Annotated in this window: 21 protein-coding genes and 4 pseudogenes; 14 read left to right on the top strand and 11 right to left on the bottom strand. The window is 65.2% G+C overall.

All coding sequences use genetic code 11. From position 1 onward, the window contains the following. Window positions 1–87 precede the first annotated feature (87 nt). Window positions 88–492: pseudogene (locus ACPYOG_RS12275) on the top strand (integrase core domain-containing protein); the annotation flags it as partial. A gap of 62 nt (window positions 493–554) precedes the next feature. Here ACPYOG_RS12275 and ACPYOG_RS12270 read toward each other — a convergent pair. Both ACPYOG_RS12270 and ACPYOG_RS12265 read right to left on the bottom strand, forming a co-directional pair. Then, on the bottom strand, window positions 555–875 hold the full coding sequence (locus ACPYOG_RS12270) for a hypothetical protein (RefSeq protein ID WP_481294484.1): 321 nt from the start codon (window positions 873–875) through the stop codon (window positions 555–557). A gap of 393 nt (window positions 876–1,268) precedes the next feature. Next, window positions 1,269–1,892, bottom strand: coding sequence for a TetR/AcrR family transcriptional regulator (locus ACPYOG_RS12265; protein WP_481294483.1), 624 nt, complete (start codon window positions 1,890–1,892; stop codon window positions 1,269–1,271). Between the two features lie 137 nt (window positions 1,893–2,029). Between ACPYOG_RS12265 and ACPYOG_RS12260 the strand changes: the two genes are divergently transcribed. From ACPYOG_RS12260 to trxA, 5 genes and pseudogenes are all read left to right on the top strand, one after another. Then, window positions 2,030–2,845 carry an oxidoreductase gene (locus tag ACPYOG_RS12260; RefSeq protein WP_481294482.1) on the top strand — a complete coding sequence of 272 codons (816 nt, stop codon included), beginning with the start codon at window positions 2,030–2,032 and terminating at the stop codon, window positions 2,843–2,845. Between the two features lie 5 nt (window positions 2,846–2,850). After that, a complete protein-coding gene (locus ACPYOG_RS12255; protein WP_481294481.1) occupies window positions 2,851–3,738 on the top strand; it encodes an alpha/beta fold hydrolase in 888 nt (295 codons plus the stop codon). Between the two features lie 55 nt (window positions 3,739–3,793). Continuing rightward, complete coding sequence (locus ACPYOG_RS12250) at window positions 3,794–4,795, top strand: NAD(P)/FAD-dependent oxidoreductase (protein WP_481294480.1); 1,002 nt, start codon at window positions 3,794–3,796, stop codon at window positions 4,793–4,795. Further along, window positions 4,792–5,736: an alpha/beta fold hydrolase gene (locus tag ACPYOG_RS12245; protein WP_481294479.1), complete on the top strand. Its 945-nt coding sequence runs from the start codon at window positions 4,792–4,794 to the stop codon at window positions 5,734–5,736. Before ACPYOG_RS12250 ends, ACPYOG_RS12245 begins: the two co-directional genes overlap by 4 nt. Before the next feature lie 46 nt (window positions 5,737–5,782). After that, window positions 5,783–6,162 (top strand): annotated as a pseudogene (trxA, locus tag ACPYOG_RS12240) (thioredoxin). Window positions 6,163–6,488: 326 nt separating this feature from the next. On the opposite strand, the pseudogene ACPYOG_RS12235 reads toward trxA, so the two are convergent. Further along, window positions 6,489–7,333, bottom strand: a pseudogene (locus tag ACPYOG_RS12235) (IS5 family transposase). Between the two features lie 361 nt (window positions 7,334–7,694). On the opposite strand from ACPYOG_RS12235, the gene ACPYOG_RS12230 reads away from it, so the two are divergent. From ACPYOG_RS12230 to ACPYOG_RS12215, 4 genes are all read left to right on the top strand, one after another. Then, on the top strand, window positions 7,695–8,582 hold the full coding sequence (locus tag ACPYOG_RS12230; protein ID WP_481294478.1) for an ArdC-like ssDNA-binding domain-containing protein: 888 nt from the start codon (window positions 7,695–7,697) through the stop codon (window positions 8,580–8,582). An 865-nt stretch (window positions 8,583–9,447) separates the two neighbouring features. Continuing rightward, window positions 9,448–9,762, top strand: coding sequence for a transposase (locus ACPYOG_RS12225; RefSeq protein WP_481294486.1), 315 nt, complete (start codon window positions 9,448–9,450; stop codon window positions 9,760–9,762). 619 nt (window positions 9,763–10,381) lie between these two features. Further along, a complete protein-coding gene (locus ACPYOG_RS12220; protein ID WP_481294477.1) occupies window positions 10,382–11,098 on the top strand; it encodes a hypothetical protein in 717 nt (238 codons plus the stop codon). Window positions 11,099–11,200: 102 nt separating this feature from the next. Continuing rightward, window positions 11,201–11,902, top strand: coding sequence for a L,D-transpeptidase (locus tag ACPYOG_RS12215; protein ID WP_481294476.1), 702 nt, complete (start codon window positions 11,201–11,203; stop codon window positions 11,900–11,902). 143 nt (window positions 11,903–12,045) lie between these two features. Here the strand turns inward: ACPYOG_RS12215 and ACPYOG_RS12210 are convergent, their stop codons facing one another. Continuing rightward, a complete protein-coding gene (locus ACPYOG_RS12210) occupies window positions 12,046–13,209 on the bottom strand; it encodes a fatty acid desaturase family protein (protein ID WP_481294475.1) in 1,164 nt (387 codons plus the stop codon). A gap of 216 nt (window positions 13,210–13,425) precedes the next feature. On the opposite strand from ACPYOG_RS12210, the gene ACPYOG_RS12205 reads away from it, so the two are divergent. Beyond that, a complete protein-coding gene (locus ACPYOG_RS12205) occupies window positions 13,426–13,593 on the top strand; it encodes a hypothetical protein (RefSeq protein ID WP_481294474.1) in 168 nt (55 codons plus the stop codon). A 253-nt stretch (window positions 13,594–13,846) separates the two neighbouring features. On the opposite strand, the gene ACPYOG_RS12200 is transcribed toward ACPYOG_RS12205, so the two are convergent. Next, on the bottom strand, window positions 13,847–15,094 hold the full coding sequence (locus ACPYOG_RS12200; RefSeq protein WP_481294473.1) for an N-acetyltransferase DgcN family protein: 1,248 nt from the start codon (window positions 15,092–15,094) through the stop codon (window positions 13,847–13,849). A 307-nt stretch (window positions 15,095–15,401) separates the two neighbouring features. After that, window positions 15,402–16,388, bottom strand: a complete 987-nt coding sequence (locus tag ACPYOG_RS12195; protein ID WP_481294472.1) for a diacylglycerol/lipid kinase family protein — start codon at window positions 16,386–16,388, stop codon at window positions 15,402–15,404. A 150-nt stretch (window positions 16,389–16,538) separates the two neighbouring features. On the opposite strand from ACPYOG_RS12195, the gene ACPYOG_RS12190 reads away from it, so the two are divergent. Then, window positions 16,539–17,507 carry a DMT family transporter gene (locus ACPYOG_RS12190; RefSeq protein ID WP_481294471.1) on the top strand — a complete coding sequence of 323 codons (969 nt, stop codon included), beginning with the start codon at window positions 16,539–16,541 and terminating at the stop codon, window positions 17,505–17,507. Window positions 17,508–18,422: 915 nt separating this feature from the next. Here ACPYOG_RS12190 and ACPYOG_RS12185 read toward each other — a convergent pair. Together ACPYOG_RS12185 and ACPYOG_RS12180 are read right to left on the bottom strand one after the other, a co-directional pair. Further along, on the bottom strand, window positions 18,423–18,881 hold the full coding sequence (locus ACPYOG_RS12185) for a WYL domain-containing transcriptional factor (protein WP_481294470.1): 459 nt from the start codon (window positions 18,879–18,881) through the stop codon (window positions 18,423–18,425). A gap of 585 nt (window positions 18,882–19,466) precedes the next feature. Next, window positions 19,467–20,045, bottom strand: a complete 579-nt coding sequence (locus tag ACPYOG_RS12180; RefSeq protein ID WP_481294469.1) for a hypothetical protein — start codon at window positions 20,043–20,045, stop codon at window positions 19,467–19,469. A gap of 813 nt (window positions 20,046–20,858) precedes the next feature. Between ACPYOG_RS12180 and ACPYOG_RS12175 the strand changes: the two genes are divergently transcribed. Further along, window positions 20,859–21,044, top strand: coding sequence for a hypothetical protein (locus tag ACPYOG_RS12175; protein WP_481294468.1), 186 nt, complete (start codon window positions 20,859–20,861; stop codon window positions 21,042–21,044). Between the two features lie 46 nt (window positions 21,045–21,090). On the opposite strand, the pseudogene ACPYOG_RS12170 reads toward ACPYOG_RS12175, so the two are convergent. Continuing rightward, window positions 21,091–21,293: pseudogene (locus tag ACPYOG_RS12170) on the bottom strand (IS481 family transposase); the annotation flags it as partial. A gap of 173 nt (window positions 21,294–21,466) precedes the next feature. On the opposite strand from ACPYOG_RS12170, the gene ACPYOG_RS12165 reads away from it, so the two are divergent. Then, window positions 21,467–21,799 carry a DUF7882 family protein gene (locus tag ACPYOG_RS12165; RefSeq protein WP_481294467.1) on the top strand — a complete coding sequence of 111 codons (333 nt, stop codon included), beginning with the start codon at window positions 21,467–21,469 and terminating at the stop codon, window positions 21,797–21,799. A gap of 186 nt (window positions 21,800–21,985) precedes the next feature. Here ACPYOG_RS12165 and ACPYOG_RS12160 read toward each other — a convergent pair whose 3' ends face one another. Both ACPYOG_RS12160 and ACPYOG_RS12155 read right to left on the bottom strand, forming a co-directional pair. Further along, window positions 21,986–23,236, bottom strand: a complete 1,251-nt coding sequence (locus ACPYOG_RS12160; protein ID WP_481294485.1) for an IS256 family transposase — start codon at window positions 23,234–23,236, stop codon at window positions 21,986–21,988. 156 nt (window positions 23,237–23,392) lie between these two features. Further along, window positions 23,393–23,668, bottom strand: a complete 276-nt coding sequence (locus tag ACPYOG_RS12155) for a hypothetical protein (protein WP_481294466.1) — start codon at window positions 23,666–23,668, stop codon at window positions 23,393–23,395. Window positions 23,669–23,884 lie beyond the last annotated feature (216 nt).

Genomic DNA, 23,884 nt, shown 5'->3' with positions numbered 1-23,884 from the left:
CTGCTGCAGCACATCACCTCACCCCACCTCGGTCCAGGTGATAACCGGGCAGCGGAAGCGGAGTCAAGCGAACGAAGTGCGGCCGGGTCCCGCCTGGCCTACTCCGAACAACTAGAAGACGAGCGCAAGGAAACCGCAGCAGGATTCTGGCGACGAGCCGAAGCATTCTTTGCCCAGGCTGGGATCACCGTCACAGCGGTGATGACCGACAACGGCTCCTGCTATCGCTCCCGCGACTTCGCGGCCGCTCTCAGCCCGATCCAGCATCGCTGGACCCGCCCTTACCGACCCCAGACCAACGGCAAAGTCGAACGCTTCAACCGCACCCTCACCACCGAATGGGCATACGCGACCACCTACCGCAGCGAAAAAGCCCGGTCAGAGACTTATGCCGCGTGACTCCATGACTACAATCACCACCGACCCCACACCGGCATCGGCGGCCTCGTCCCAGCAGCCCGCGTTCACAACCTCACGGGGAAGAACAACTAGCCCGGGAGAGAAGGGCGAGTTCCGCCTGGGGCGGGACTCGCCCTCCTCTTGTCGGGGCGCAATCAGAGCACGTCACGTACCCGCGATCTCAGCGCCTTCGGCGGCGGCGTGACTGCCGGGCGGCTGCTGTGCTGGGTGACCCGGTCGAAGGCGATGAACGGCACGCACGCCGCTTCCGCAGTCAGCGCTGCCAGCCGGCCGATCGGCGTTCGCGGATCAGCTGCGATCGCCCACCCATCCACCGCGTACTGACTGACCGTCTCCACACACTCCTTCTTCTCCGCCGCGCTGGGTTGGGCTGATCCTGCCACCCCGACCATCCCGCCCTGCAGTTCCGGGCCCAGGTTTCTGGTGTCGATGATGAATACCCGCATGATGATCACTCCCTACGTCGATCGTTCTTGTTTGCCTTCCGGCGGAGAGATCGATTGCGAGTGGAAGGGGCGGCAGTGCCGGGACCGTGGAATACCGGAGGGAGCGCAGCGAGTGAGGATATGCCGCGAAAGCCCGGCACGGAAGCCGCGGGAACGAGCTACGATCGGCCGGCGGAAAGACAAACAAAACGGGAAAGCGCAGCGCCGCCGCAGGCGGCTCCACAGCAGCACCCGGCAACACCAACCAGTGCGCCCCAAGTTTGTCTGGGGATCAGTACTCAAGGAAGGCGATGCGCTCCGACAAGCTCCACCGCAGCTACCGCGCCGCCGTCAGCCTCGCCGCCACACTGATCTGCCGCTTGAGATATTGAACTTCCGTGACGAGGAGTTTCTTGTGGCTTCTCAGCGGTGGTGCGGGCGGGGGAGCAGTGTGAACGCGCTTTCGGCGATAGCGGTTAGACGGGCGGGACTGTGGCCATACGCGCCGACAACATCGGTCCCGCGGATGATGGTCAGCAGGAGGTACGCGAGGTCGTCAGGATCCGCATCGGGGTCGATGTCGCCGTAACGCTGCGCCGCTCGCACACACTCGGCCACCGCCGTCCGGACTACGGAGAAGCACTCCTTGGCGAGGCGTTTCACCTCGGAGTCGGAGGCGCCGACCTCCAAGGCCATCTTGGCGGCGAAGCAGGCCGCCCCCGCCCGATCGGAGGCGGGGAGTACGTCGGCGGCGAGTGGCACGCCGTGGACGGCGCGGAGTAAGTACTGGTGCAGTCGGTCCAGGGCACTCTCGTCTGGTCCGGCGAGCAACTTCCGTGGCTCCTTGCTCAGTCGGGCGTAGTAGCCGGTCATCGCCTCCAGCAGCACGCCGTGCTTGCCGTCGAACGCGGCGTAGAGGCTGCCGCGGCCCAGGCCGGTGGCGGCGCTGATGTCATCGACGCTCGTGCCATTGTAGCCCGAGGCGCGGAACTGCCGCTCGGCAGCATGCAGAACGTGGTCGCGGTCGAAGCTTGGTGGTCTGGCCATACAACCACGGTAACGCCGATGAGCCATAGTTGACAACTCAGTACAGAACTCGCTAGATTTCCGACAGTTCAGTACACAACCATCCGGCGACCCGCATCGCGCACGACGAAGACGTGCCCACAACCGAAGGAATCACCATGCAGACAACTTCTTCCGTCGCGATCGTGACGGGTGCCTCCTCCGGGATCGGCAGGGCGACCGCGCTCGCTCTGGCGGCTGCCGGTTTCAGGGTAGTCGGCACGAGTCGCAACGCGGCGAAGGCCGAGCCGCTCGCTGGGGTGACGTTCCTTGATCTAGACGTGAGCAGCGACGAGTCGGTCCGCTCCCTGATCGAGGTGGTGACCGAGCGGTTCGGCCGGATCGACGTCCTGGTCAACAACGCAGGCGTGGGCGCGGTCGGCGCAGGTGAGGAGAGCTCGATCGACCAGGCCAAGGGAGTCTTCGACATCAACGTCTTCGGTCTGATGCGGATGACCAATGCAGTACTGCCCCACATGCGCGCCCGGGGCGGCGGCCGCGTGGTCAACGTCGCCTCGGTACTCGGCCTGATCCCCGCCCCCTTCATGGCCGTCTACGCCGCCACCAAGCATGCGGTCGAGGGCTACGCAGAGTCAGTCGACCATGAGCTTCGCGAGCACGGCGTCCGGATGCTGCTGGTCGAGCCGGCCTACACAAGCACGAGTTTCGAGGCGAGCAGCTTGCCGCCGGACTCGCCGCTGCCGGTCTACGCCGCACAGCGCGAGGTCGCCCGGGACGTCCTGGCCACGGCCGTGCGCAACGCCGACGACCCGGAGGTAGTCGCGAAGGTGATCGTCGCGGCCGCCACCGACGCGAAGCCGAAGCTCCGGTACACCGCCGGCTCGATGGCCGGACGCGTCAGCCTCCTTCGCCGGATCGTGCCGGCGCGCGCCTTCGACAGCCAGATCCGCAAGCTCAACCGACTGGCCGGCTGACGCACATGGAGTTCGAACGCGTCACCTTCGACCTGCCGCACGGCACCTTTCACGCGCTGCGGGGTGGTGATCCCGATGGCCGACCGACGCTGGTCTTGCACGGCTTCCCGGATCATCCACCGACCGCGATGCCGTTCCTTGCCGAGCTCGGCCGCCGCGGCCGTCACGTCCTGGCGCCCTGGCTTCGCGGTTACGCGCCGTCCCCGACCGCAGGGCCGTTCGACCTCGCCTCCCTCACCGGCGACGTGCTCGCGCTGATCGACCGCTGGTCTCCCCGGGGAACCGTGGACTTGATCGGCCACGACTGGGGCGGCGCGATCACCTACCACACCAGCGTCACCGCGCCGGAACGGATCGAACGCGCGGTCACGCTCGCCATTCCGCACCCGCTCACGTTCCTGACCCGGTCGCGCCTGGCTCAGCTCCGCCGGAGCTGGTACATGGGGCTGTTTCAACTGCCGGGAAGCGGCGTGATCGCCACCGCTCGCGATCTGGCCTTCATCGACCGGCTCTGGCGCCAGTGGTCGCCCGGCCTCTCGCTTGATCCGGCCCTGCGGGCGAAGCTGCACGAGGACCTGCGGGCAAGCATGCCCGCGCCCTTGAAGTACTACCGGGAGATGCTGCGACCCGACATGCTCGGGGCGGCGCGCCGACTGTCGCAGCCGATCGCGGTGCCCCTGCTACAGCTGTACGGTGCCGACGACGGCTGCTTCCTCCCCCCGCGGGAGGACCGGCATCGGTTCACCGCCGAGTACGCGCGAGAGGTCGTCCCCGGCGTCGGTCACTTCCTGCACATCGAGGCCCCCGAAGCGATCGCGGAACGGATCACGGCCTGGGCCACGTCGGCGGATCAAATGGATGCTCATGGCCGAGACCGCGCTCCGACCATCTAGAACTCGAAGAATCGACCAAACAATGACTGTCAAGGAAAGGCAGAAGGACATGGCTGTGAAGACGACGCAGTACGCGAGCGACGAACTGGCCGAGGGGACCGTCGATGCGGTGGTGATCGGCGGTGGCGCCGCGGGACTAAACGGTGCGCTGATCCTCGCCCGCTCCCGCCGCTCGGTCGTCGTGATCGATAGCGGTTCCCCGCGCAACGCCCCCGCTGAGGCCGTGCACGGCCTCCTCGCTCTGGACGGCACCCCGCCATCCGAGATCCTGCGACGAGGCTGGGAGGAGGTGCGCCAGTACGGTGGACGGGTCGTCTACGGCGAGGTGGTCGCGGCCGAACCTGCCGCCCCGTCCGCGGAGGGAGACCTGCGGTTCACCGTCACCCTGGCCGACGGCCGCAGCATCACAGCCCGCCGCATCCTGGTGGCCACCGGCCTCACGGATGTGTTGCCGGAGGTGCCCGGGCTCGCCGAGCACTGGGGGCACAGCGTGGTGCACTGCCCGTACTGCCACGGCTGGGAGGTGCGCGACGAGCCCATCGGCATCCTCGCCACCGGCCCGGTCTCGATCGACCACGCGTTTCTGTACCGTCAGCTGACCCAGGACCTGACCTACTTCACCCACGGCACCGACCTGGACGAGGACAGTCGCATTCGCTTCGCCGCCCGCGGCATCCGCATCATCGACACCCCGGTCACCGAGGTCGTCGACGACGAGGACGGTGCCCTCACCGGGGTACGCCTAGCCGACGGCCAGGTCGTGGCCCGCCGCGTCCTCGCGGTCCTCGGGCAACTGCAGATCCGATCCCAGGGCCTGGAAGGTCTGGGCCTGCCGGTGCAGGATCTGCCGAACAAGGGCCGAAGTTTCGCCTCCGGCAAGGCCGGCGCCACCGAGGTACCCGGGGTGTGGGCGGCCGGCAACGTCACCGATCTGGTCGCCCAGGTGGGGGCCTCCGCCGCGGCCGGCGCCCTCGCCGGCGCCGACATCAACAGGGCGCTGGCCATCGCGGACACCGACGCCGCCCTGCACCTGGCTGGAACGGGTGAGACCCTGTGATCGCCGCTGAAGAGACGTTCGACGGCACGTGGCCCTATCCCGCCCGATTCAACGAAGCGGCCGGCTTCCGCCAGCACTACGTCGACGAGGGCCCCGAACGGCCCGATCAGACGATCGTCATGCTGCACGGCGAGCCCACGTGGGGCTACGAGTGGCGCCACCTGATCGGGCCACTGTCACGTCACCATCGCGTGATCGTTCCCGACCACATGGGCTTCGGTAAGAGCGAGACACCGCAGAACCGCACCTACGACGCGAGCGAACACATCCTCAATCTCGAATCGCTGCTCGTCGACACCCTCGACCTTACGGACATCACCCTGGTGCTGCGTGACTGGGGCGGCCCCATCGGCACCGGGTTCGCGCTGCGTCACCCCGACCGGATCTCGCGGATCTTCGCGGTGAACACCGTGCTGCCCCTCGCCGCGGGCATCGAGGATCTGATGACCGCAAACGGCGCAGAAAGCCGGTGGTTCCGGTGGGCGAGGTCGGCGCTCGCGGACGGCTCGTTCGAGCAGATCCTCGGAAACGCGGGCCACACCATCGCCCAGCTGATGATCGACCTGCAGCATGTCGCCCGGCCGGAGATCGCCACGCCGACCTGGATCCGCGCGTACTCCAGTCCCTTCCCGACGCCGGCGGAGTCTCGCGGAGTCATCGCGTTTCCCCGGCAGGTCTTAGAAGGCCCGCAAGGCCCGCAGCCCGGCCCGCCGCCCATGGAAGCCGTCGCCTCGCTGCGAGCCGTGCCGACGATGCTGGCGGTCGGGATGCGTGACACCGCGCTGCTGCCCGAGTACGTGATCCCGGCGTTCAAGCTCAGCTACCCCGAAGCACCCGTGGTCGAGATCCCGGCCGCCGGCCACTTCCCGACCGAGGACGCTCCCGAGACGTTGCTGGCGCTGCTGGACCTGTTCCTGCAGACCACGCCCGCGCGCACCTGAACCCGTCCTCCCACGACAACTGCCCCAACCAGATGGAGCTAAAACAATGGCAACTATTGAACTCACCCGCGAGATCCACGACGAGACCGTGAAGAACGGCATCGTCCTCATCGACTTCTGGGCGGATTGGTGTGGCCCGTGCCATCAGTTCGCGCCGGTTTTCGAGCGCTCCAGCGAGACCCACCCGGAAATAACCTTCGCGAAGGTCGACACGGAGGCCCAGCAGCAGCTTGCCGCCGAATACGGGATCTCCTCGATTCCGACCCTCGTGGTTTACCGCGACGGCATCCCCGTCTTCGGTCAGCCCGGGGCGCTGCCGGGCCAGCTCTCGAGTCCCTGATCGAGCAGGTCCAGGCGCTCGACATGGACGACGTCCGCGAGAAGTACGCGGCGGCCCGGACCGAGCACGATCACGACCACAGCTGAACTCATCCGACCACGTGGGCGGCTCGTCCCTGAGGGCATTGCGTGTGCGCGCGGAGGGCCTTCTTTTCGTGGCGCCGAACCGGCCACTCCCCGGAGCCAGCGGGGTGTGGGCCGAACGATCGTCGAGCAGCTGCGGACGCAGCACGTCGCCGTACAGTTCATGGTCTGTCGCGACGATCAACGTGCGGCTAAGTTGAGAGCGCTGAGCATGGTTGTCGCCGGGTGACGGGGCCCTGACGGGACGGAAACCCCGCAACGGCTGACACGCACGGGCTCGCCCACCGCCAACTCGGCGCCAGCACTGACGTCTCAACCCCCGCCAAGGGCTACAAGCTGCTCTTGATCCAGATCAGTGTGGCGGCGAGGCTGACGGCGGCGCGGTAGCTGCGGTCGAGCTTGTCGGAGCGCATAGCGATCCCCGCGCCACTGCTTGAGCTTGTTGAAGCACCGTTCGACAACATTGCGGCCCTTGTACCGCTCCTGCTGCTCGTCGCTGAAGTCGGTCGGCCGACCGGGCTTCCTGCGACGGTGCGCGATCTGGTCGTCTCGCTCGGGGATGGTCGCGGCGATGCGGCGCTGACGGAGCCAAGCCCGGTTCGCCTTTGGCGGGTAGCCCTTGTCAGCGAGCACCCGGTCGGGACAGGTACGGGGCCTGCCCCTCCCGGCGCGGGGAACACGGATGTCCTCGAGCGCGGCGGTCATCATCGTGGTGTCGTTTATGTTCCCGCTGGTGACCATCATCCCCAACGACAGCCGCGATCATCGCAGACCAGGTGCCAGCCTGGTCGTGAGCCCGCCGCGGGATCGGCCGATGCCATGATCAGGCGGCTCGAACCACGGATTCTTGTGATACGGCAGAGCCTCCTGTCTCCCGGGCAACGGTCACGCCGTGCTGACGCACACGCGCGATCGTAGAGTCGATCGAGACGACCCAGTCGATCTTCCCGGCTGCATCGGCTTGCTTCTGCACCTCCGCGAGCAGCTTCTCCCAGGTGCCGTCCTCGGCCCACCGATTGAACCGCGTGTAGATCGAGTTCCATTTCCCAAACCGCTCGGGCACGTCCCGCCATGGCGCCCCGGTACGGTACTTCCAGGCCATGCCCTCGACGGCGAGTCGGTGATCCGTCCACGGCCGCGAGCGACCGGACACCGTCGGCATCAACGGCTCCATCACGGCCCACACCTCGTCAGAGATCTCCTGTCGGGCACCGTTGAAGACTCACCCGCACGAAGCCGAAAGCCCTCGATCAACACGGCCTAGTGTGTTCGGTCACGGACGAGCTTGCTGCAGCCGCCAGCGTCGCTCTTGCAAACGGAGCCGCTTTGCGGCACAGCATCCCGGACGTCTTTAGTGACCTTTCCGGCCGGTCATCGTAGTTCGCTCCGCGCCTACGCCCCGGGCTTTCGCGGCATATCCTCACTCGCTGCGCTCCCTCCGGTATTCCACGACCCGACGCTGCGGCGCTCCCACTCTCTACCGATCTCTCTCGCCGGAAGGCACAAAAAACAGTTGTTCACCCAGGGAGAGAGCCATGACCAAGACGCGCCGACCCGGCAAGACCATCGAAGAGAAGAAGGCTCAGGCCGAAGCCCTCCACAACTCGATCAGCGACCAGGTGGAGCAGCTGCACGACACCGGCCGGTGGACGGCGTTCTTTGACTTCGCGAAAGCGTTCCACACCTACTCCCTGAACAACCTCCTGCTGATCCTGTCCCAGAGCCCTGCGGCCTCCCAGGTCGCCGGATTCCGCACGTGGCAAGCGCTCGGCCGTCAGGTCCGCAAGGGCGAGAAGGCCATTCGGATCTTCGGCTACAGCACCAAGAAGATCACCCAGGAGGACGAGAACGGCGACGAGGTAGAAAAGCGCGTCGCCCGCTTCCCCATCCTCGCCGTGTTCGACATCGGACAGACCGACCTCATCGACGGCGCGGAGGATCCCGGAACCCTCACCGCACAACTCACCGGCACCGACGATTTCGGCATCATCGACGCCCTCTCCACCTACCTCGTCGAAGAGGGCTGGACCGTCCAATTCCGCCCGATCCCGGGCACGAAGAACGGGTACAGCGACCCGGAACAAATGGCCGTCGTCATCGACGCCGACCTCAGCCCCGAGCACAGAGCCAAAACCCTGATCCACGAGACCGCACACGTGATCCTGGGCCACACCGACGACCTCGCCGAATACCTCGAGCACCGCGGCCGGATAGAGACCGAAGCCGAATCCGTCGCATACGTCGTCGCCGGTCTGATCGGATTCGACACCAGCGCCTACAGCGTCGGCTACATCGCCGGATGGTCAGACGCAGATACCGACCTGATCAAAGCCACCGCAACCCGCGTACTGCACGCCGCCCACCAGATCGCGGAAATCCTCGACCCCGAACACGAGGACCCCGAAACGGAAAACATCAGCTGACCCGTGACAACCACCGGATGGTCGCGCCGGATGGCCGGCCCTTCCCGACCGACAACCGATCCCAGAGAGGAAACCTGGTGATCATCGCCTATCAGCCGCCCGACACCATCGGCCCGTACCAGCTCGACCCAGGTGCGCCCGCCGCAGATCCCAACCCGACCGGCCGTGAATCCGGCAACACCACCACCTACGACGTCGCGGGTCACGAATGCGCGCACGACGTTGCCGCACCCTGGGAAAATGCCCGCCGCTTCCATTGTCCATGCCGACAAAGTCCGCCAAGAGAGCTGAGTCGCTCATCATCAGCTGAGAGGCGAGCATGTCTGCCAGTCCCCGCCTGCGGCCGCGGCTCGCGACGATAAGATTTACGACGATCCCAGCCAGGCCAGGCGCTCACGACGTGGAGTCACTACGGGGCGCCGATGCTGCACCATAAGCCAGAAGATCGCCACAGGGCGCCATGAGGGGCCGGCTTCCTTTCGGTAACCGGCCCCTCATGCTCGCTGCAAGTCCGACGATACGGCCCCTCCACGCTCCCGGGAAGGCACCATTTTGCTATGACGGGCGGCCGGCGACCTTCCACAGCTTGGCAAGGCCCTGACCCGAGACGGGGTGCTGTGTGCGGCAGCAGGAGCCGCCGCTGCGCCCGAGAACATCCGCGCCCGCTACCGCGCTCTCGACGACATCGCCCTCTTCCCCGCCTTGGCACGGGCGCAGCCGGCACGGGAAGCGAACACGCTAGGCCGGACGGTGGTCGCGTCGTTGAAGTCGGTGGCGCGACGTCACAGCAGATTCACCGGCGAGATCGCCTTCCTGGAGACCGAACTCGCCCAGCTCGTCGCAGCGGTCAACCCAGCGCCGCGGCATCGGCACCAACACCGCCGCGCAACTCGTGATAACCGCCGGCGAAAACAGCGATCGATTCAAATCCGAGGCGTCCTTCGGCGCGCTCTGCGACCCTAGCCCCATCCCCGCCTCCAGCGGCAAAGACCACCCGACATCGCCTCAACCGCGGCAGCGACCGAGACGCAAGCGCAGCCCTGAACCAGATCGCACTAGCCCGGCTCTCTGCGACCAGCGCCCGCGACTACGCCGCCCCGCAAGCAACACGAAGGCAAGGGAACCAAGAAGATCCTTCGCTGCCTCAAACGCGCGATCGCCTGCGAATTCTTCCAACTGATCACCCACCCAGTCCCCGCCGTCGGCCATCGCAGCCTGCGCCCACTCGCCAGGAACGCGGGCTCCTCCAGGTCCACGCCGCCGCCCTCGGCGTCAGCCCCGCTCAAATCTCCCTCACCGAGAACGGGCACGTCCACGACGCCGGCTTCCTCACTACCTACGAAAACTGGCTCCGCAACGGCAACCTGACTCCATAGGAGCATCGTCACGGTTGGCATGCCGTGTGGTTTGTAGTATTCGAGACATGCGTTCGGTTCGGCCCGACGCGTTCGAGGCCAGCTCCTACGCTGGTCCGAACACGCCATCCCAACCGGAGATGACGCCCGATAGAAGCGGCACACAACCGGGACGTTCACCGCGACGCAGCGCCGCATGGGGAGACCCCCGTACCCCCAATATGGGGATTTTCTGGAATAAATCTCAGCAGCAGGTGGTCCAGGAACTGCCAGCGCCTATGCTCGCTAGCGGGCGGTATCTCATAGCTGCCCGCAACGGAGCCGCGCCCCGCCTCGCCTGGTGTGCACGTGTCGTATCGACCACCGACCCTAAGGGGGACACCTGTGTCATCAAACTCACCCACCCTCGCGATCCCCGGACGTCCGAGACCACGGCGGGCGGCGATGTTCGCCTGGGCAGGACTGTTCGCTATCGGGCTGGCCATCGTGGCTCCCGCTGGAGCCGACGCTGCGCCGCTCACGTCACTCTTCTCGAGCGCGGCGAAGGTCTCAACGAACGGTCAGGTGACGCTTACAGCCAGCGGGTTCGTCGCGGGCGAGGCGCTGTCTTTCACGCTTGATGCGACACCGCTACCCACCTACGGGTCCGCGTCCGAGACCGCCGACGCGCAAGGCCAGTACGCCGGAGTCGCAGTGATCCCCACCAGTGCAGCCCTAGGCGCCCACACGATCACGGTCACCGGCACTACCTCGCCGTCAGCTTCGACGGTGATCGATGTGGTCGCGAAGGCGACCTCGTCCGTGAGCCCGTCGACCATCACGCTGTCCGATTACCTCAGTCGAGGCGTCACGGCAACCTTCTCCGGGTTCACGCCCGGCTCGACAGTCTCATTCGGTATCTACACATCAGCGATGGGCGATCCGGCCGGTCCCGACCAGGTCGTCGGAGTGTCCGGGGTCGTCACCGTCCACTACATGCCCACCGCTGGAACCGGCTTCGCCGCCCCGGGAACCTACGGCCTGAGCGCAGGGGCCGATTCGTGGAGCGTGGTCGCTCAACCCCTCTCCTTCCAGGTCACCGCCGACCCTGTCGCCACCGCTCCCGCGCCCGTCGCGCCGCCTGCGACCCCGGTAAAGATCATCGCGCACTTCACTGGCTGACCTTGCCCGCGGCCGATCGGAAGCTCAGCGCATGCCACGTCGTTCCGTTGTTACTGCTCTGATCGGCGTTTCGGCGCTTCTGATCGGCTCGGCACTCGTCGGATGCGCGCCAAGGCTGACGGCTCCGACGCCGCTCGCCGGGCACTCGACCGCGGGCGGCATCCCGCAGCTGCGGTCGACGCCCGCTGCTCATTCTCCCGCCGCGACTCCGGCGGCGCTCATAGGGTCATCGGCAACGGTCCTGGAAGCCAAGGTCGACGTCTATGCGGCACCCGACGGCGCGGTGGCGGGACTCTGACCAACCCCGGCCCCTCGGGGGCGCCACTGACGTTCCTCGTCGCCGCGACACACAGAGCCCGGCTCCAGGTCTACCTGGCCCAGCGACCCAACGGCAGCACCGGCTGGGTCAGGTCGGACGCGGTCACCCTGCACAGCCTGGTCTACAGCTTGCAGGCGTCCACAGAGCAGAACACCGTATCCGTGTACAAGAACGGGAACCTGATAAAGACGTACGCTGCCGCGACCGGTACAGGCGGGACTCCCACACCGCACGGATCCTTCTACATCACGGAACTGCTGGAGCCGACCAACAGCGGCGATGGCCCCTACGCATTCGGTCGCTCCGCGTTCTCGGACGTCCTCACCAGTTTCGGCGGCGGCCCGGGGCAGATCGGACCGCACGGCACGGAGGACGCCGGGAGCATCGGTCATGCCGCCAGTCATGGGTGCATCCGCCTCGCGAACCCGGACATCACCGAGCTCGCCGCGCTACTGCCGCTCGGCACACCCGTCACCATCACCTGATTCACCACCACCAGAGGATGCAATTCTCCTGTCCCTCACCCGGGCAAGAGCCGTATCATGAGACGCTCTTTCTGGCGCCGCAGTGCGCCCGAGGTGATCGCCGAGGGTCGGGTACGTGATGTGACGGCTGTCGCGCGAGCGTTTCAGGAGCCCGGAGCGGATGCTGTCGCGGAGCCTGGCCGCGGATCGCCGTTGGACCGATTCGGTTTGGTGCCCGAGGATCGAGCCGGAATATTCGATGTTTGACGCAATTCCAGGAGAGGGCAGCTGAACGGGTCCTTGTCCCCCCAACCCGCCCGATTGATGTGCTCAGTGACGATGGCGTACGAGCGCAGTAAACCGGTTTCGGTATACCGCACGCCGTGATCTTCGCAGTACGCGCGGATGGTCGGCGCGGCACGCCGAAGGTGCGGCCTGGGCATCGACGGGAACAGATGATGTTCGATCTGGTAATTCAGGCCGCCCATCATGAAGTCCAAGACTCGGTTGCCGCGGATGTTCCGGCTCATCAGCACCTGCCGGCGTAAGAAGTCGAGCTTGATCCCATGCGGCACGAGCGGCATCCCTTTATGGTTCGGTGCGAAGGACATCCCCATGTAGAAGCCGAAGAGGCCCAGTTGCACCGCCAGGAACACCGCCGCCTTGCCCGGGGTCAGCACCAGCAACACCAAGGTGAGGTAGCCGACGATGCGGACCGCCAAGAAGGCGATCTCCACCGGTCGGCGCTTGACCGGATCGCGTGCAAGGACCCGGCGCACACTCGAGGCGTGCAACGACACCCCTTCCAGCAACAGGATCGGGAAGAAGAACCAGCCCTGATGACCGATGAGCCAGCGCAACGCGACAGGACGATCGGCCGCTTGCTGGGGCGTAATCGCGATCACAGGCAGGTCGATGTCCGGGTCGGCGCCTTCCTGGTTCGGGTTGGCATGATGCCGGGTGTGTTTGTGCTGCCACCAGCCATAGCTCATCCCGACGAACAGGTCACCCACGATCAGGCTGACCCAGTCGTTCCACCGGCCGGAGCGGAAGATCTGCCGGTGCGCGGCGTCATGACCCAAAAAGGCGATCTGGGTGAAAAGGAAGGCGAACAGGGCGGCAGTGAACATCTGCCACCAGCTGTCGCCGATCACCACGAACGCGAACCCCAATGCAGCAGTGAGCAGCGGTACCAGGATCAGTTTGGTCCAGTAGTACCCGTAGCGGCGACGGAGCAGGCCGGCATCCCGGATGATGACGGCGAGGGCCGTGTACTCATTGCGCGACGGCAGTGGCGACGTCGACCGGCTCGCAGAGACGTCAGGCATGGCAGCCCCAATCAATCCTCGTGGCGTCGGGGTCTGGGCCGCCGTTTCTCCTTACGATACGCGCGTACGGCAGGCCATCAAGGCGGGTCCCGGGTATCCACAGCCACACTCTGCACCAACGACGGACGGGGGCGCCCAGTTACGAATGGAGCATTGCCATGGCTGCGATCGCCTGACCCATCGTTCTCCAGTCGGTTCACGAGTAAGGTGAACACCATGTTGACGGCGATTGTGATCCTCTTGGTCGTATGGGCAGTTCTGGCCGTCGTTGGGTTCGCGATCAAAGGCCTGTTGTGGCTGGCAATCATCGGCCTCATCCTTTTTGTCGGAACTTTGATCTTCGGATTCGTACGCCGCAGTGCACGCAAGAAAAAGTCCGTCTGACTTTCACTGCAGCATCCGGGCCATACTCGTTCGCCTCCTTCGTCCTATCGGACGAACGGCGTAGTCCAGAGGGCGATTGCCGCGCGGATGCGGCAGCGACCGGAGTTCATCTTCGGGGCACGAGCTGTGTCTCCCGTGCCCTGAGTGCGGCCCCCGCCGGGCACGGCGGCTGTCTCATGAACAGTCGCCAGCCCTGAAATCAGCCGGTAGGGGGCAGGCAATGGAACATCGATGGAGTATGGAGCGCGCCTACCTACGCCCCATGCCTCGCTACAACACCGTCGGTGCTCTCCACGGTCGCCACAGCCGTTGCCAAGCTTCCATGGGCAATGCTCGCGCGGCCGCCTTTCCGGTTGAGCCGGTCCCGGGCAGCGCGGCCGTTGGAGGCGGGCAGGCGTGCCGCGCCGACGACTCCCACGGCTGCCCTCCCCCTAAGCGCCAGCCCAGGGAATGCGAGCAGGACCATGTCCACCAACTCATCCAATGGGTGTGTCAGCGGATCCGTTGCTGGTAGCCCCAACTCCGACGTGTACGCATCGATGGCGTCGCCCACCTCGGCATCCGTCATGTTTTCGTGATTGATCGTTACGCCGATCACCCTGGTTTCGCTGAACGCCTCGATCAAAGCAATCTCGCTGGCGGCGGTGGGCATGGGCATCATCGGAAAGTCGCCCAGCATCGTGCGCCCCGGAGCGTGCTGCAGCACCACGCCCTCCGGCCGGCTCCCGCGCAGGATCGCGCCGGAGCTGAGGTACGCGGGATGACTCAGAGCCCCCTGACCCTCAACGATGATCACATCGGGGTCCTCTATCTCGAACGCCGCAACGACCTGCGCCTCGACCTCACCCGAGCAGAACTGGGGAATGGTGGCGTCCAACGCGACCGCATACTGGGCGCCCTGAATCAGAGCCGTCTGCCCGGTGCCGACCATGACAGCGCGGATTCCACGCTCGTTCAGCGCCTGGGTGAGCAGTATGGCCGTGGTGCGCTTGCCCACAGACCCATCCGTTCCCAACACGGCGATACGCGGGCACGTGACATCGAAGACACGGCCGCTGAAAAGTCGAAGTTGGTTGATCTCTTTCGGCCGGCGCACATCCGTTATGGTTGCACCGGACACCAGGGCGGCCGCGACGAACTCCGCGTCGTCATTGAGAAACTCGTGCAATCCGCTGACAAGATTCATGCCCCGGTCGACACCGTTGAGCAGTGCTCCACGCTGGCCATCGGTGAGCAGGCCGTCGGTTGGCGCCATCCCGAGAATCAGCGTATCGGGCACGAAGCCGGCTTGTCGGATCGACTCTTCCAGGCTCGCCAGGACCGGGATGCCATTGGCCACACCGCCCAAAACGATGCCGGCGTCTGCGCCGGCGTTGGTGCTGTCGATGATGCTGAGGATGTCGTATTTCTCGGAATGACGGACCAGCCCATTAGCTGTTTTGCCGTCGAGCTGCCCAAACATGCCCTCGCAGTAGACGACGGCTTTCACGGACAAAGACATGGCGCTCCTCTGATTGACGCAGAGGAGGCGACGGGATCGTGGCCGGATCTCTCAGATCCATTCGGTCAACGAGGCGTCTTCCCTGAACTCGGCGCAGTGCCGATTGCTGAAAGAGTAGCAGAGCAGAATGTCCGAACCCTTGGTGCGACCGCTCGCTCACCCAGGACCGGCACGGAGGGTGATCTCTCCCCCGCAGAGGGTCGCGTCCTGACCGCCTCCACGGCAGACTGGCCCGTTCATAGCGCCGCCCCACGGGCGACCCCTTCGTTTGCGCAAGCGCGAGGAGCGGGGCCGTCCGGTTCGCGCCTCACCTTCCAGCCACGTGCAGTGTGAGGGCGTGGGGTTGGATGGTCAGGGTCACAGCCGCCACGAGCCCATTGGAGTCACCGTCGAGCTGTATCTGCTGGGGCTCGGGAAACCGGGCCCACAGCTTCCGGGCCTGCGCATAGCGGATCGCTCGCGGTTCAGGCGTCAGCCGCCCGACGAACCGGCCGAGTCCTGTTCTGTGCAGGGCACGGTTAAAGGTCAGCCGATATCCGATGTTCGTCCACCCCGCCCCGCCTCCTGGCCTCAGGATGACGGCATCCAAGAGCCCATCGTCGACGACCGCAGCGGGGAGCAGGAGCAGCCCGGCGGTGAGGCTGCCCGAGTTTCCCACGATGACCGTGTGCGCTCGCGTATGTACTTCAGGCCGGTCGTCCAGAGAGTAGACCAGGTCAAACTGCTGGTTGCCGAGGATGCTGCGAGCAATCGGATCCGAATACGCCAACCATCCGATCCGCTTCTTCAGTCGCGGGTTCGTGTCCGCTGCCATGCGCGCATCCAACCCGATGCCGGCCATGACCAGAAACGCGCGCTGGACCCGGACGCCATCGGGCCTTTCGAGGACCGCTACCCCCAGATCCACCGGACGATCCTGGCCATTGAAAGCAACAGCGACCGCTGTGTGCAGATCGCTCAGAGGCAGGCCCAGCTCCCGGGCGAACAGGTTGCCAGTGCCTGAAGGGATCAACCCTATCGGGACACCCGTCCCTGCCAACACCTCAGCAGCGGCCCGAAGCGTGCCATCTCCGCCAGCCACGACGACCAGAGCCGGACCTGCCGCTGCGGCGGCCTGAACGGCCCTGCGACCATCATCGAGCGGGCTCGTCTCGAACCATTCCGAGCTCGCCCAGCCACCGGCCGATTCCTGCGAGAGGACGGCGGAGCGAAGCGAGGACGGATCAACCTTGCTCGGGTTGAACACCACCGAGGCACGCCGCTCCGGTGCGGTCACGGCGCGGTCAACGGTCACACGTCCAGAGTAAGGCGTACCGCGAAGGTGAGACTCTTGCATGCTCTGCGCTCCGCCACGGCGTACGGAGACTCGAAGCCAGAAGGCGAATCCGAGAGCTCAGCCACACCCCCTTTGGTCAAGTCCCGGTGGGGATCCTCGTGCTGGTCGATGCTGGCGGCGGTGCTGGGGCGCGGGTACGTTGGCGGCATGGTCGGCGGATTGGTCTCGTTGTCGCCGCTTCAGGTGCTGGGCATCCCCGTCGCCCTGGTCGGGTCGGTGTTTCTAGCGTTTGGGGCACAGTTCCAACACCGCGGGGTGGCCAAAGTCGATGCCGCCAGCAAGGACGACGCCAAAACAGGACTGGGATTCGGCCAGCTGCTGGCGCTCCTGCGCCGCCCGTCCTGGCTCGTCGGTACGTTCATGCTGGGGGTTGCGATCGTCTTCCAACTTGTCAGCCTCCTTCTTGCCCCGCTGACGGTCGTGCAGCCCTTGGGGGCGCTCGCCCTGGTCATCACAGCGCTCCTGAACGCGCGAGAGTCCAAAACCCGTCTCGATGTGAGCGGGATCCGCGCAATCCTCCTCTGCGTCGGCGGTATCGGCGTCTTCGTCGGTGTTGCCGCGTTCACGACCACCTCCGTGCCGATTCAGCCTGAGCAGTTGCTCACCGTGCTGATCATCCTGGGCTGCGTGATCGCCCTCCTCAGCGCCGGATTCATCCTCTTCCGCAAACGGTCGCCGACGGTCTACTACATCATCGCCGGCGGTATTCTCTTCGGCTTCGTTGCAACACTGGCAAAAGTCGTCATCGACCGAGTCCAGACCATCGTCATGCACGGCTTCAGACTTGTGCCCGGCGACGGCCTGACGATCCTTGCGCTGGTGGGGATCATTGTCGCGGCCCTCTCCGGCTCCTACCTTGTACAAACCGCATACTCGAGCGGATCACCCGACCTCGTCGTCGCGGGCCTCACAGTCATCGATCCCATGGTCGGTGTCACGATCGGAATCATCGTGCTCGGCGAAGCCAGCGCCGCACCCTGGTGGGCCGGGATCGTCTTCGTCCTCGCGGGTACGGTGGCTGTACTCGGCGTGTTCCGCCTCGCCCACCATAAAGAACCCGTGCCGCAACACCCCTGACCGCAGATCCTACGCACAACTTCTGCGGCCTGAGCCTGCACACATGTGAGCGGCGTACCGTCCGAAGATGATGCCAAGCGGGAAGCCCGCGATACGAAGAGTCGGTCCTACAACGACAGCCGCCGCCGATGTGCGATTGCGGCGGCTCCGGCTTCGCGCCACGCCGGGAACACCCGAAATTCTCCACCAGTTTGCCCCGGCCACTTCAAGCTCGGTTACTGCACGCGACGTCGGCCGGCAGCCCGTGCTACGGGCGTTCACGAGAAGACCAGCCAATGCCGCACCGGACCTCGCTAGGCCCGATGAACGTGTTGTTGTCTTGCATCACAACGGCAACACATTCTCGGTGACGGCGAGCATGGCTCTCATCTTTCAAAAGAATGTCGCTCGCGTCCTAGCCGCCGGAGAATCCGAACTCGTCGTCCTCGCACACCTAGCCGGCGTCGAGCTGCTCCTGATCACACCGATAACCCCGTTTCATTTTGATGCCTTCCCTCCGTTACTCGCGGGGACAAAGCTTCCAAACCCCACTCCAGGTCATACAAGCGCACGCACTGCGAACCGCATCGCGGAGGCCCGGCCCACTCGCACACATCTCAGCCGACCCCTCTCCCCCGGTCGTTCGCCGTCGCGGCCGCAGAATCGGGCTACGCCTCCATGCACGCCATTCCTCTCCGACTCCGCTCGCTGAACTTCGTCCGCGACCGCAGCGCGGGACACTCAGAGGACGACGCCGCGACGGCGCGCGATTCGCGCACCGAACGCTTGCGCAGGACTCCGATGGTGGCGATGTCCGCGAACGCCTCTGCACAATGAATCACGCAAGCACAACCGCGCGGTCACGTTCGTTTCTGACCATCAGATCGCCGCCCGATTCCTCCGACACAGGGCGGCCCACCTGCGAGATGGTCACGTCTACCTCATCGAAGTCGCCTTGTCCGACTGAGCGGCCGCGGAAGAAGTCACACTGGCGTCAACCGCGCGTTGATAACGGCCCAGGATCTTGGCGAGTGACTCCACCAGCTCGGGCGAGTCCACAACTTCGAAGTCGGCGTCGATCATGCCGAGGTAGAGCGCAAGCATGCCCGGGTAGTCCGAGCCCGGCTCGAAGGCACATCGATCGCCGGCCAAGGGCTCCACGTCGACCGAGATCGGCAAGCGATCGCGGACGTAGGCAGCAGACGCTTGCACGATCACGCGCGTACGGAACTTCCAGTGAACCTGGCCAACCGCGCTCGCTAGCCGCCACGAGATCTCGCCGTCTGGAGACAACTCGCGCGGGCTGAAATGAGCGTATGGTGGCGCGATTACGCCCGCCACCACATGCGCGGCCATTTCCGAGGCCGTCGGAGGCTGTGCCGCGAATTTGCCCACCTCGCATAGCTCTCCTGCGGACATTGTGTGGGGATGATGTCCCGCAACCACGAGCCGTGGACTGACATATAGCTGTCGCCGGCTCCGATTGTGTCCGCCACGACCGTCTGAATCGGTTCGATGTGTACGAGGTGGTTTCCGGGTCGACGCTGCCCCGGTTCCACGCAGGATCGATGACGGGCACAACTTTTATGCCGCGTCGGTCGAACGGGAGGGAACGTGAGGACGCGAGGATGCCCAGTGGCAGGAGGCAGGCTGGGCCGGCGCAATCTCACTACCCAGGCGCGCCTGGCTCGACGACGACCGCCTCTGGACCCAGCCTCATCCAGCGATCTCAGCTTCCCCCATCGACTCGGCACGGCCGGCAGACGGCGCGACGGTGGGCGCCCAGGCCGAGATCCTGGCCGCCGCAGTCTCGGGCATCGTCCGCGTCCGATTCGAGCTGAATCGGCGCCTACTTCCCCTTCGACGCGATGCATGCCCGCCGAGTGCACCTGGTCGGAGTACGTCAACATGACCGGGCCACCAACGAACAACGGGCGGGCTAACTCTCCTTTACCCCGTTCAGTGTGCCATTGGGTGGAGTCACATGGGCAACGAAACGTCCGGGATGGTGAGGTCTGGGCGGTGGGTGCGGAAGTAATCGATCAGTTGCGCGTACCCGAGCATAATCCGGGTCACGTAGAACAACTTCGCCGTGGCAGATCGGGCGACAACACCCCCGTAGTTGTTCGAATGCAGCGGGGCAAGCTCGGTGATGCTGCTCAGCGGAACCTGTCGCGGCGCTCCGGCCATGCGGAAGGCCCAGACCGTGTCCGGTGTGACTTCCAGTCTCAGCCGGGCCATCCCGTGCGCCAACCACAGGAAGAGCATGCCCCCGACAACCAAGCAGATGCGCGCGATCCCCATCGCCAACTCGCCGCCAACGGTGAGCGCCGAGAGGAAGACCAGAGAGCCGAGCGCGAGACAGACAGTACCGAAGGTACGGATCAGCACGCGCTGCCAACGCCGCAGAGAGACGACGAACGCCACCCCGTCCTTCGTTGCTTTCCACGTCTGGGTGGTTGGCGCGTTGCTTACGCTTCGGGATACCACGGCCGTCACGACGAAGATCACAATAAGGGGAAGGAGAAAGCTCACGAGGAGCGTCCCCGTCTGGCTCATCTGACTTGTCCTGTCTTCATACGGCATGTGGGCTCGGCAAGCTCGACCGACTGCAGCGCCGCGCTCATTGTGCAGTCCTCTCTGGCGGGCGGTTTTTCAGGACGGCCCACAGGTTAGTCGCAACGGCCCCTGAGGGAGCCTAACGGCCCCCGGTTACCCGTTGTTGGCTTCCAGGCGCTCGACCTCGGTCATGACGGCCTTGTTCCTGTGGATGAAGTCGGGAGGTTGCGGCTTCCCTCGGTGCTCACCCTGTAGAGGATCCCTCTCTGAAACGCGTCCACTTGCGCATCCTGATGGCGCCCCGCCTGCGAGCGGCTCCCTCGCCGTGGGGAGGCGCTCGCAGATTGGCTTGCCTGCCTTGCGGAGCCAGGGCGGTAGCGGCGTACGCTACAGACGTGAGCAAGCTAACCGAGCGTCTCGCAGAATGGGCCACCGGCCAGAGGTCATACCAGCCACCTGAGGGTCGATTGACGCAGGACACCATTCAGCAGCTGCCGAGCGTTGGCTCAATCCAAGGATGCCCGGGTGATGACGTCGATCCACTGAGCCCCAGATTCCGAGGCCGGTCGCAACCCATAAGCCCGGTGTCGACGCGGAGGCCCCCACGGAAACTCCGGGTCAACGTAGCAAGTATTAGCTGACCAACTACGCCGCGCGCGCACCTACCCCCACCAGATGTGTGCGTACACATCTGGCCGACGTACCGTGAGCGCACACGGACCGCCATCGATGCTGCGCCCAGCAGTTGCCAGGCGCTTCGGCCGATCCGCGTCCGTTCACCTCACCCGCGAACGGCAATCAGGGAAGGTCATCATGACTGCAGGGCAAAACATCAAACACGCTGCCGAAAATACCAGCAAGGTCACCGACCACGTCGTCGACGCCGTCGAAGACAAGGTCAACACCGTCACTGACGCTGTTGAGGACGCCCTCCGCACAGCGGCCGACAAGATCCACGCAGCTGCCAGCCAGCCCGCGTCTATCCCTGCCGCAAAGTAGTACCCGCCGTCAGAGCCCCTTCCGCACGATATCGCCCAGGCAGTTCTCGATGCGACGGACGCGATGGTTGCCGGTGTGATCGCGAACTGCGGTCCTTCAACGGCAGACCGGCCCGGTAACGACGAGCCCACCGCGACCCGGTCGCCGGCGAAACCGCTCGGCCGCCCGACGTAGCGGCTACCCTTATCGACGATCAACCGGTTAAGGCGTCCTGCCCTTGGAAGTGCACGGAGCGTTAGCATGAGTCATGAAAACCTCCGTGGAAACGATATGAGTGTGGTAACCACATCGTTCCGAAGGTCTTCGCGGGAGAACATCTAGGCCACCCAGAACAGGTGTCATCATGAACCGCCCACGGTTCTCCGCTGCTTCTATGCCGGGAGCGGCCATGCCGGTACGGTGAGCGCAGGAGGTGGGACCCGATGGGTTACCTGGCGTATGACGGCTCTGCGTTAGTGTCGTTCGACGACCGCGTGCTGGCACACCTGGAAGTCGTCATCGTCAGGAAGCTTCGGCGTCACGAGTCGTTTGCGATGTCGTGGCGGGAATCCCACGGTAATAAAAGCAGCCGGAACACTATCTGGCTGAACAACGCAGTACCGTTGCGCTTGCGGTTCGACAGCCCAGAGCCAGCGATCTTCAACCAGGACTGGCTGCACCGACTAACCGATTCCGCCCGCTCACACACGGGATTGATCGTGACGGACGAGAACGGCGACGTCTGCGACGGTATCACCCACGACCGCGGTGTCTGACCGTTATGCCGTATCACAAGGGGCGGCCCATCGATCCGTTGGCTCCTTCGCCCCACCACCGAACCAACAACTCTGCGGCTTCCCGTCCCGGGCGCAGTGCTCCTGCTCACAGGTGGCCCAGGCTCGACGGTCGAGGACGTTCTTTGGGACTGTCCGTTTAACGGTGTGTGGGGTCCGGCGGTTTCATCAGTGAGTGGTTCTCTCGAACCGGCCCGCGAAGGTGATCGCGAACGCGTTGAGGGCGGGCTTCCACCTGATCACCCAGCGTGCCCTGCCACCGCCGGTCGGGTCAAGTGACCGGGTGACCAGGTAGAGGCATTTGAGCGCTGCGGCCTCGTTGGGGAAGTGGCCACGAGCTCTGACGGCGCGCCGGTAGCGGGCGTTGATCGACTCGATCGCGTTGGTGGTGCAGATCACACGGCGGATTTCGAGGTCGTATTCGAGGAAGGGCACGAACTCGGCCCAGGCGGATTCCCAGAGCTTCACGATCGCTGGATAGCGGCCGCCCCACTCGGCCGCGAACTCCTCGAAGCGGTCCTTCGCCGCAGCCTCGGACGGGGCCGTATAGACCGGTTTGAGCGCCTTCACGATCGCGTCGCGGTGCTGGCGGCCGGCATACCGGAACGAGTTGCGGATCAGATGCACCACGCACTGCTGCACGACCGTGTGCTCCCAGGTCGTCGTGATCGCCTCCGGCAGCCCTTTCAGCCCGTCGCAAACAGCGATCAGGACGTCCTCGACGCCGCGGTTCTTGAGCTCGCTGAATACCTGCAGCCAGAACCGGGCTCCCTCTGCCCTGTCGCCGGCCCAGATGCCCAGGATCTCCCGTTCACCGGCGGTGGTGACGCCCATGACCACGTAGAACGGGGTGTTGCGCACCTGCCCGTCGCGGACCTTGACCACGATCGCGTCCACGAAGATCACCGGATAGAGCGCATCCAACGGGCGAGAAGCCCATTCGGCCAGCTCGCCGGCGACCTTCTCCGTGATCCGACTGATCGTGTCCTTGGAGACCTTTGCCCCATAGACCTCTTCGAAGTGCGCGGCGATCTCACCCGTGGTCAACCCCCGAGCGGAGAGCGAGAGCACGATCTGATCGATCCCGTCCAGGCGGCGTTTCCGCTTCGGGACAATCACCGGCTCGAACGACCCGTCGCGGTCCCTGGGGACCTCGATCTCGACCGGGCCGATCTCGGTCAACACGGTCTTCGTCCGCGTCCCGTTCCGCATGTTCGCGGCCACCGGCACTCCGCCGTGTTCGTGCCCCAGGTGCTCGGTCAACTCGGCTTCCAGCGCGGTCTCCAGGACACTGCGCGTGAGCTGGTTCAACAGGCCGCCAGGGCCGACCAGGCTCACGCCCTGCTCCTTGGCCTGCGCGAGCAACCGCTCCGCGAGCTCCTTCTGATCGATGATCTCTCCCGTCACAGGGTCAATCATCGCGTCGTCGAATACTTCGGTCGTGTCAGTCACGGCCGTCTCCTCTCGGATCAGGCCGGACCCCACACACCGTTAAACGGACAGTCCCACTCCACCGCCTCGGTGGTAGCTTGACAGACACCAATTGGGTGGAGGTGCCCTCGGATGGGCTTGCCGTTAGGCCGTGTTGCCAAGCAGACCGTCTAGCTCCGCTTGGTGGGATCGGATCCGTGCGACACCGAGCGGCGTGAACCGTCTAACCTGCATGCTTTGGACCACGCTCGCTTGGGTTTCAGTGAAGTTGAAGGCCGCCATCAGTGCAGCCGTGAGCGCCGAATCATTGCCGTCAACATTGGCGCAGACTTCGAGAACATCCTTCGCGTGCTCGGCCGCATAAAGTTCCGCCGAAACGACCTCTCTCTGCAGGCGCGCATTTCGCAGATCCTCACTCATAGCAGAACCCTAATCATCGCGAAGGCGGAACGGTCCTCGGTCGGCGCATCTATCGATTGCTTCAACGCGCTCCTTGCCGTCGCCTTCATCCCCGCTTGACAGACATAGAAGTATCGGGTGGGCCATAGAAGACCTCGACATCATCCGAGAAACCGCCTCGCGCGTTCTCAAAGCCACCCTTGTGATAGCCGACGTCATCGCCCCGTGACCCCGACC

Source organism: Leifsonia sp. HAY1-4F (genome assembly GCF_056755275.1).
Note: the sequence above shows the minus strand (reverse complement) of the source record. Positions and strands in the feature narration are given on the sequence as shown.

Bases quoted from the DNA above. Each gene is read 5' to 3' on its own strand.
- ACPYOG_RS12265 (WP_481294483.1), bottom strand. From the start codon at position 1,892: ATGGCCAGACCACCAAGCTTCGACCGCGACCACGTTCTGCATGCTGCC.
- ACPYOG_RS12260 (WP_481294482.1), top strand. From the start codon at position 2,030: ATGCAGACAACTTCTTCCGTCGCGATCGTGACGGGTGCCTCCTCCGGG.
- ACPYOG_RS12255 (WP_481294481.1), top strand. From the start codon at position 2,851: ATGGAGTTCGAACGCGTCACCTTCGACCTGCCGCACGGCACCTTTCAC.
- ACPYOG_RS12230 (WP_481294478.1), top strand. From the start codon at position 7,695: ATGACCAAGACGCGCCGACCCGGCAAGACCATCGAAGAGAAGAAGGCT.
- ACPYOG_RS12220 (WP_481294477.1), top strand. From the start codon at position 10,382: ATGTTCGCCTGGGCAGGACTGTTCGCTATCGGGCTGGCCATCGTGGCT.
- ACPYOG_RS12215 (WP_481294476.1), top strand. From the start codon at position 11,201: ATGCGCGCCAAGGCTGACGGCTCCGACGCCGCTCGCCGGGCACTCGAC.
- ACPYOG_RS12210 (WP_481294475.1), bottom strand. From the start codon at position 13,209: ATGCCTGACGTCTCTGCGAGCCGGTCGACGTCGCCACTGCCGTCGCGC.
- ACPYOG_RS12205 (WP_481294474.1), top strand. From the start codon at position 13,426: ATGTTGACGGCGATTGTGATCCTCTTGGTCGTATGGGCAGTTCTGGCC.
- ACPYOG_RS12200 (WP_481294473.1), bottom strand. From the start codon at position 15,094: ATGTCTTTGTCCGTGAAAGCCGTCGTCTACTGCGAGGGCATGTTTGGG.
- ACPYOG_RS12190 (WP_481294471.1), top strand. From the start codon at position 16,539: ATGCTGGCGGCGGTGCTGGGGCGCGGGTACGTTGGCGGCATGGTCGGC.
- ACPYOG_RS12180 (WP_481294469.1), bottom strand. From the start codon at position 20,045: ATGAGCCAGACGGGGACGCTCCTCGTGAGCTTTCTCCTTCCCCTTATT.
- ACPYOG_RS12175 (WP_481294468.1), top strand. From the start codon at position 20,859: ATGACTGCAGGGCAAAACATCAAACACGCTGCCGAAAATACCAGCAAG.
- ACPYOG_RS12165 (WP_481294467.1), top strand. From the start codon at position 21,467: ATGGGTTACCTGGCGTATGACGGCTCTGCGTTAGTGTCGTTCGACGAC.
- ACPYOG_RS12160 (WP_481294485.1), bottom strand. From the start codon at position 23,236: ATGATTGACCCTGTGACGGGAGAGATCATCGATCAGAAGGAGCTCGCG.
- ACPYOG_RS12155 (WP_481294466.1), bottom strand. From the start codon at position 23,668: ATGAGTGAGGATCTGCGAAATGCGCGCCTGCAGAGAGAGGTCGTTTCG.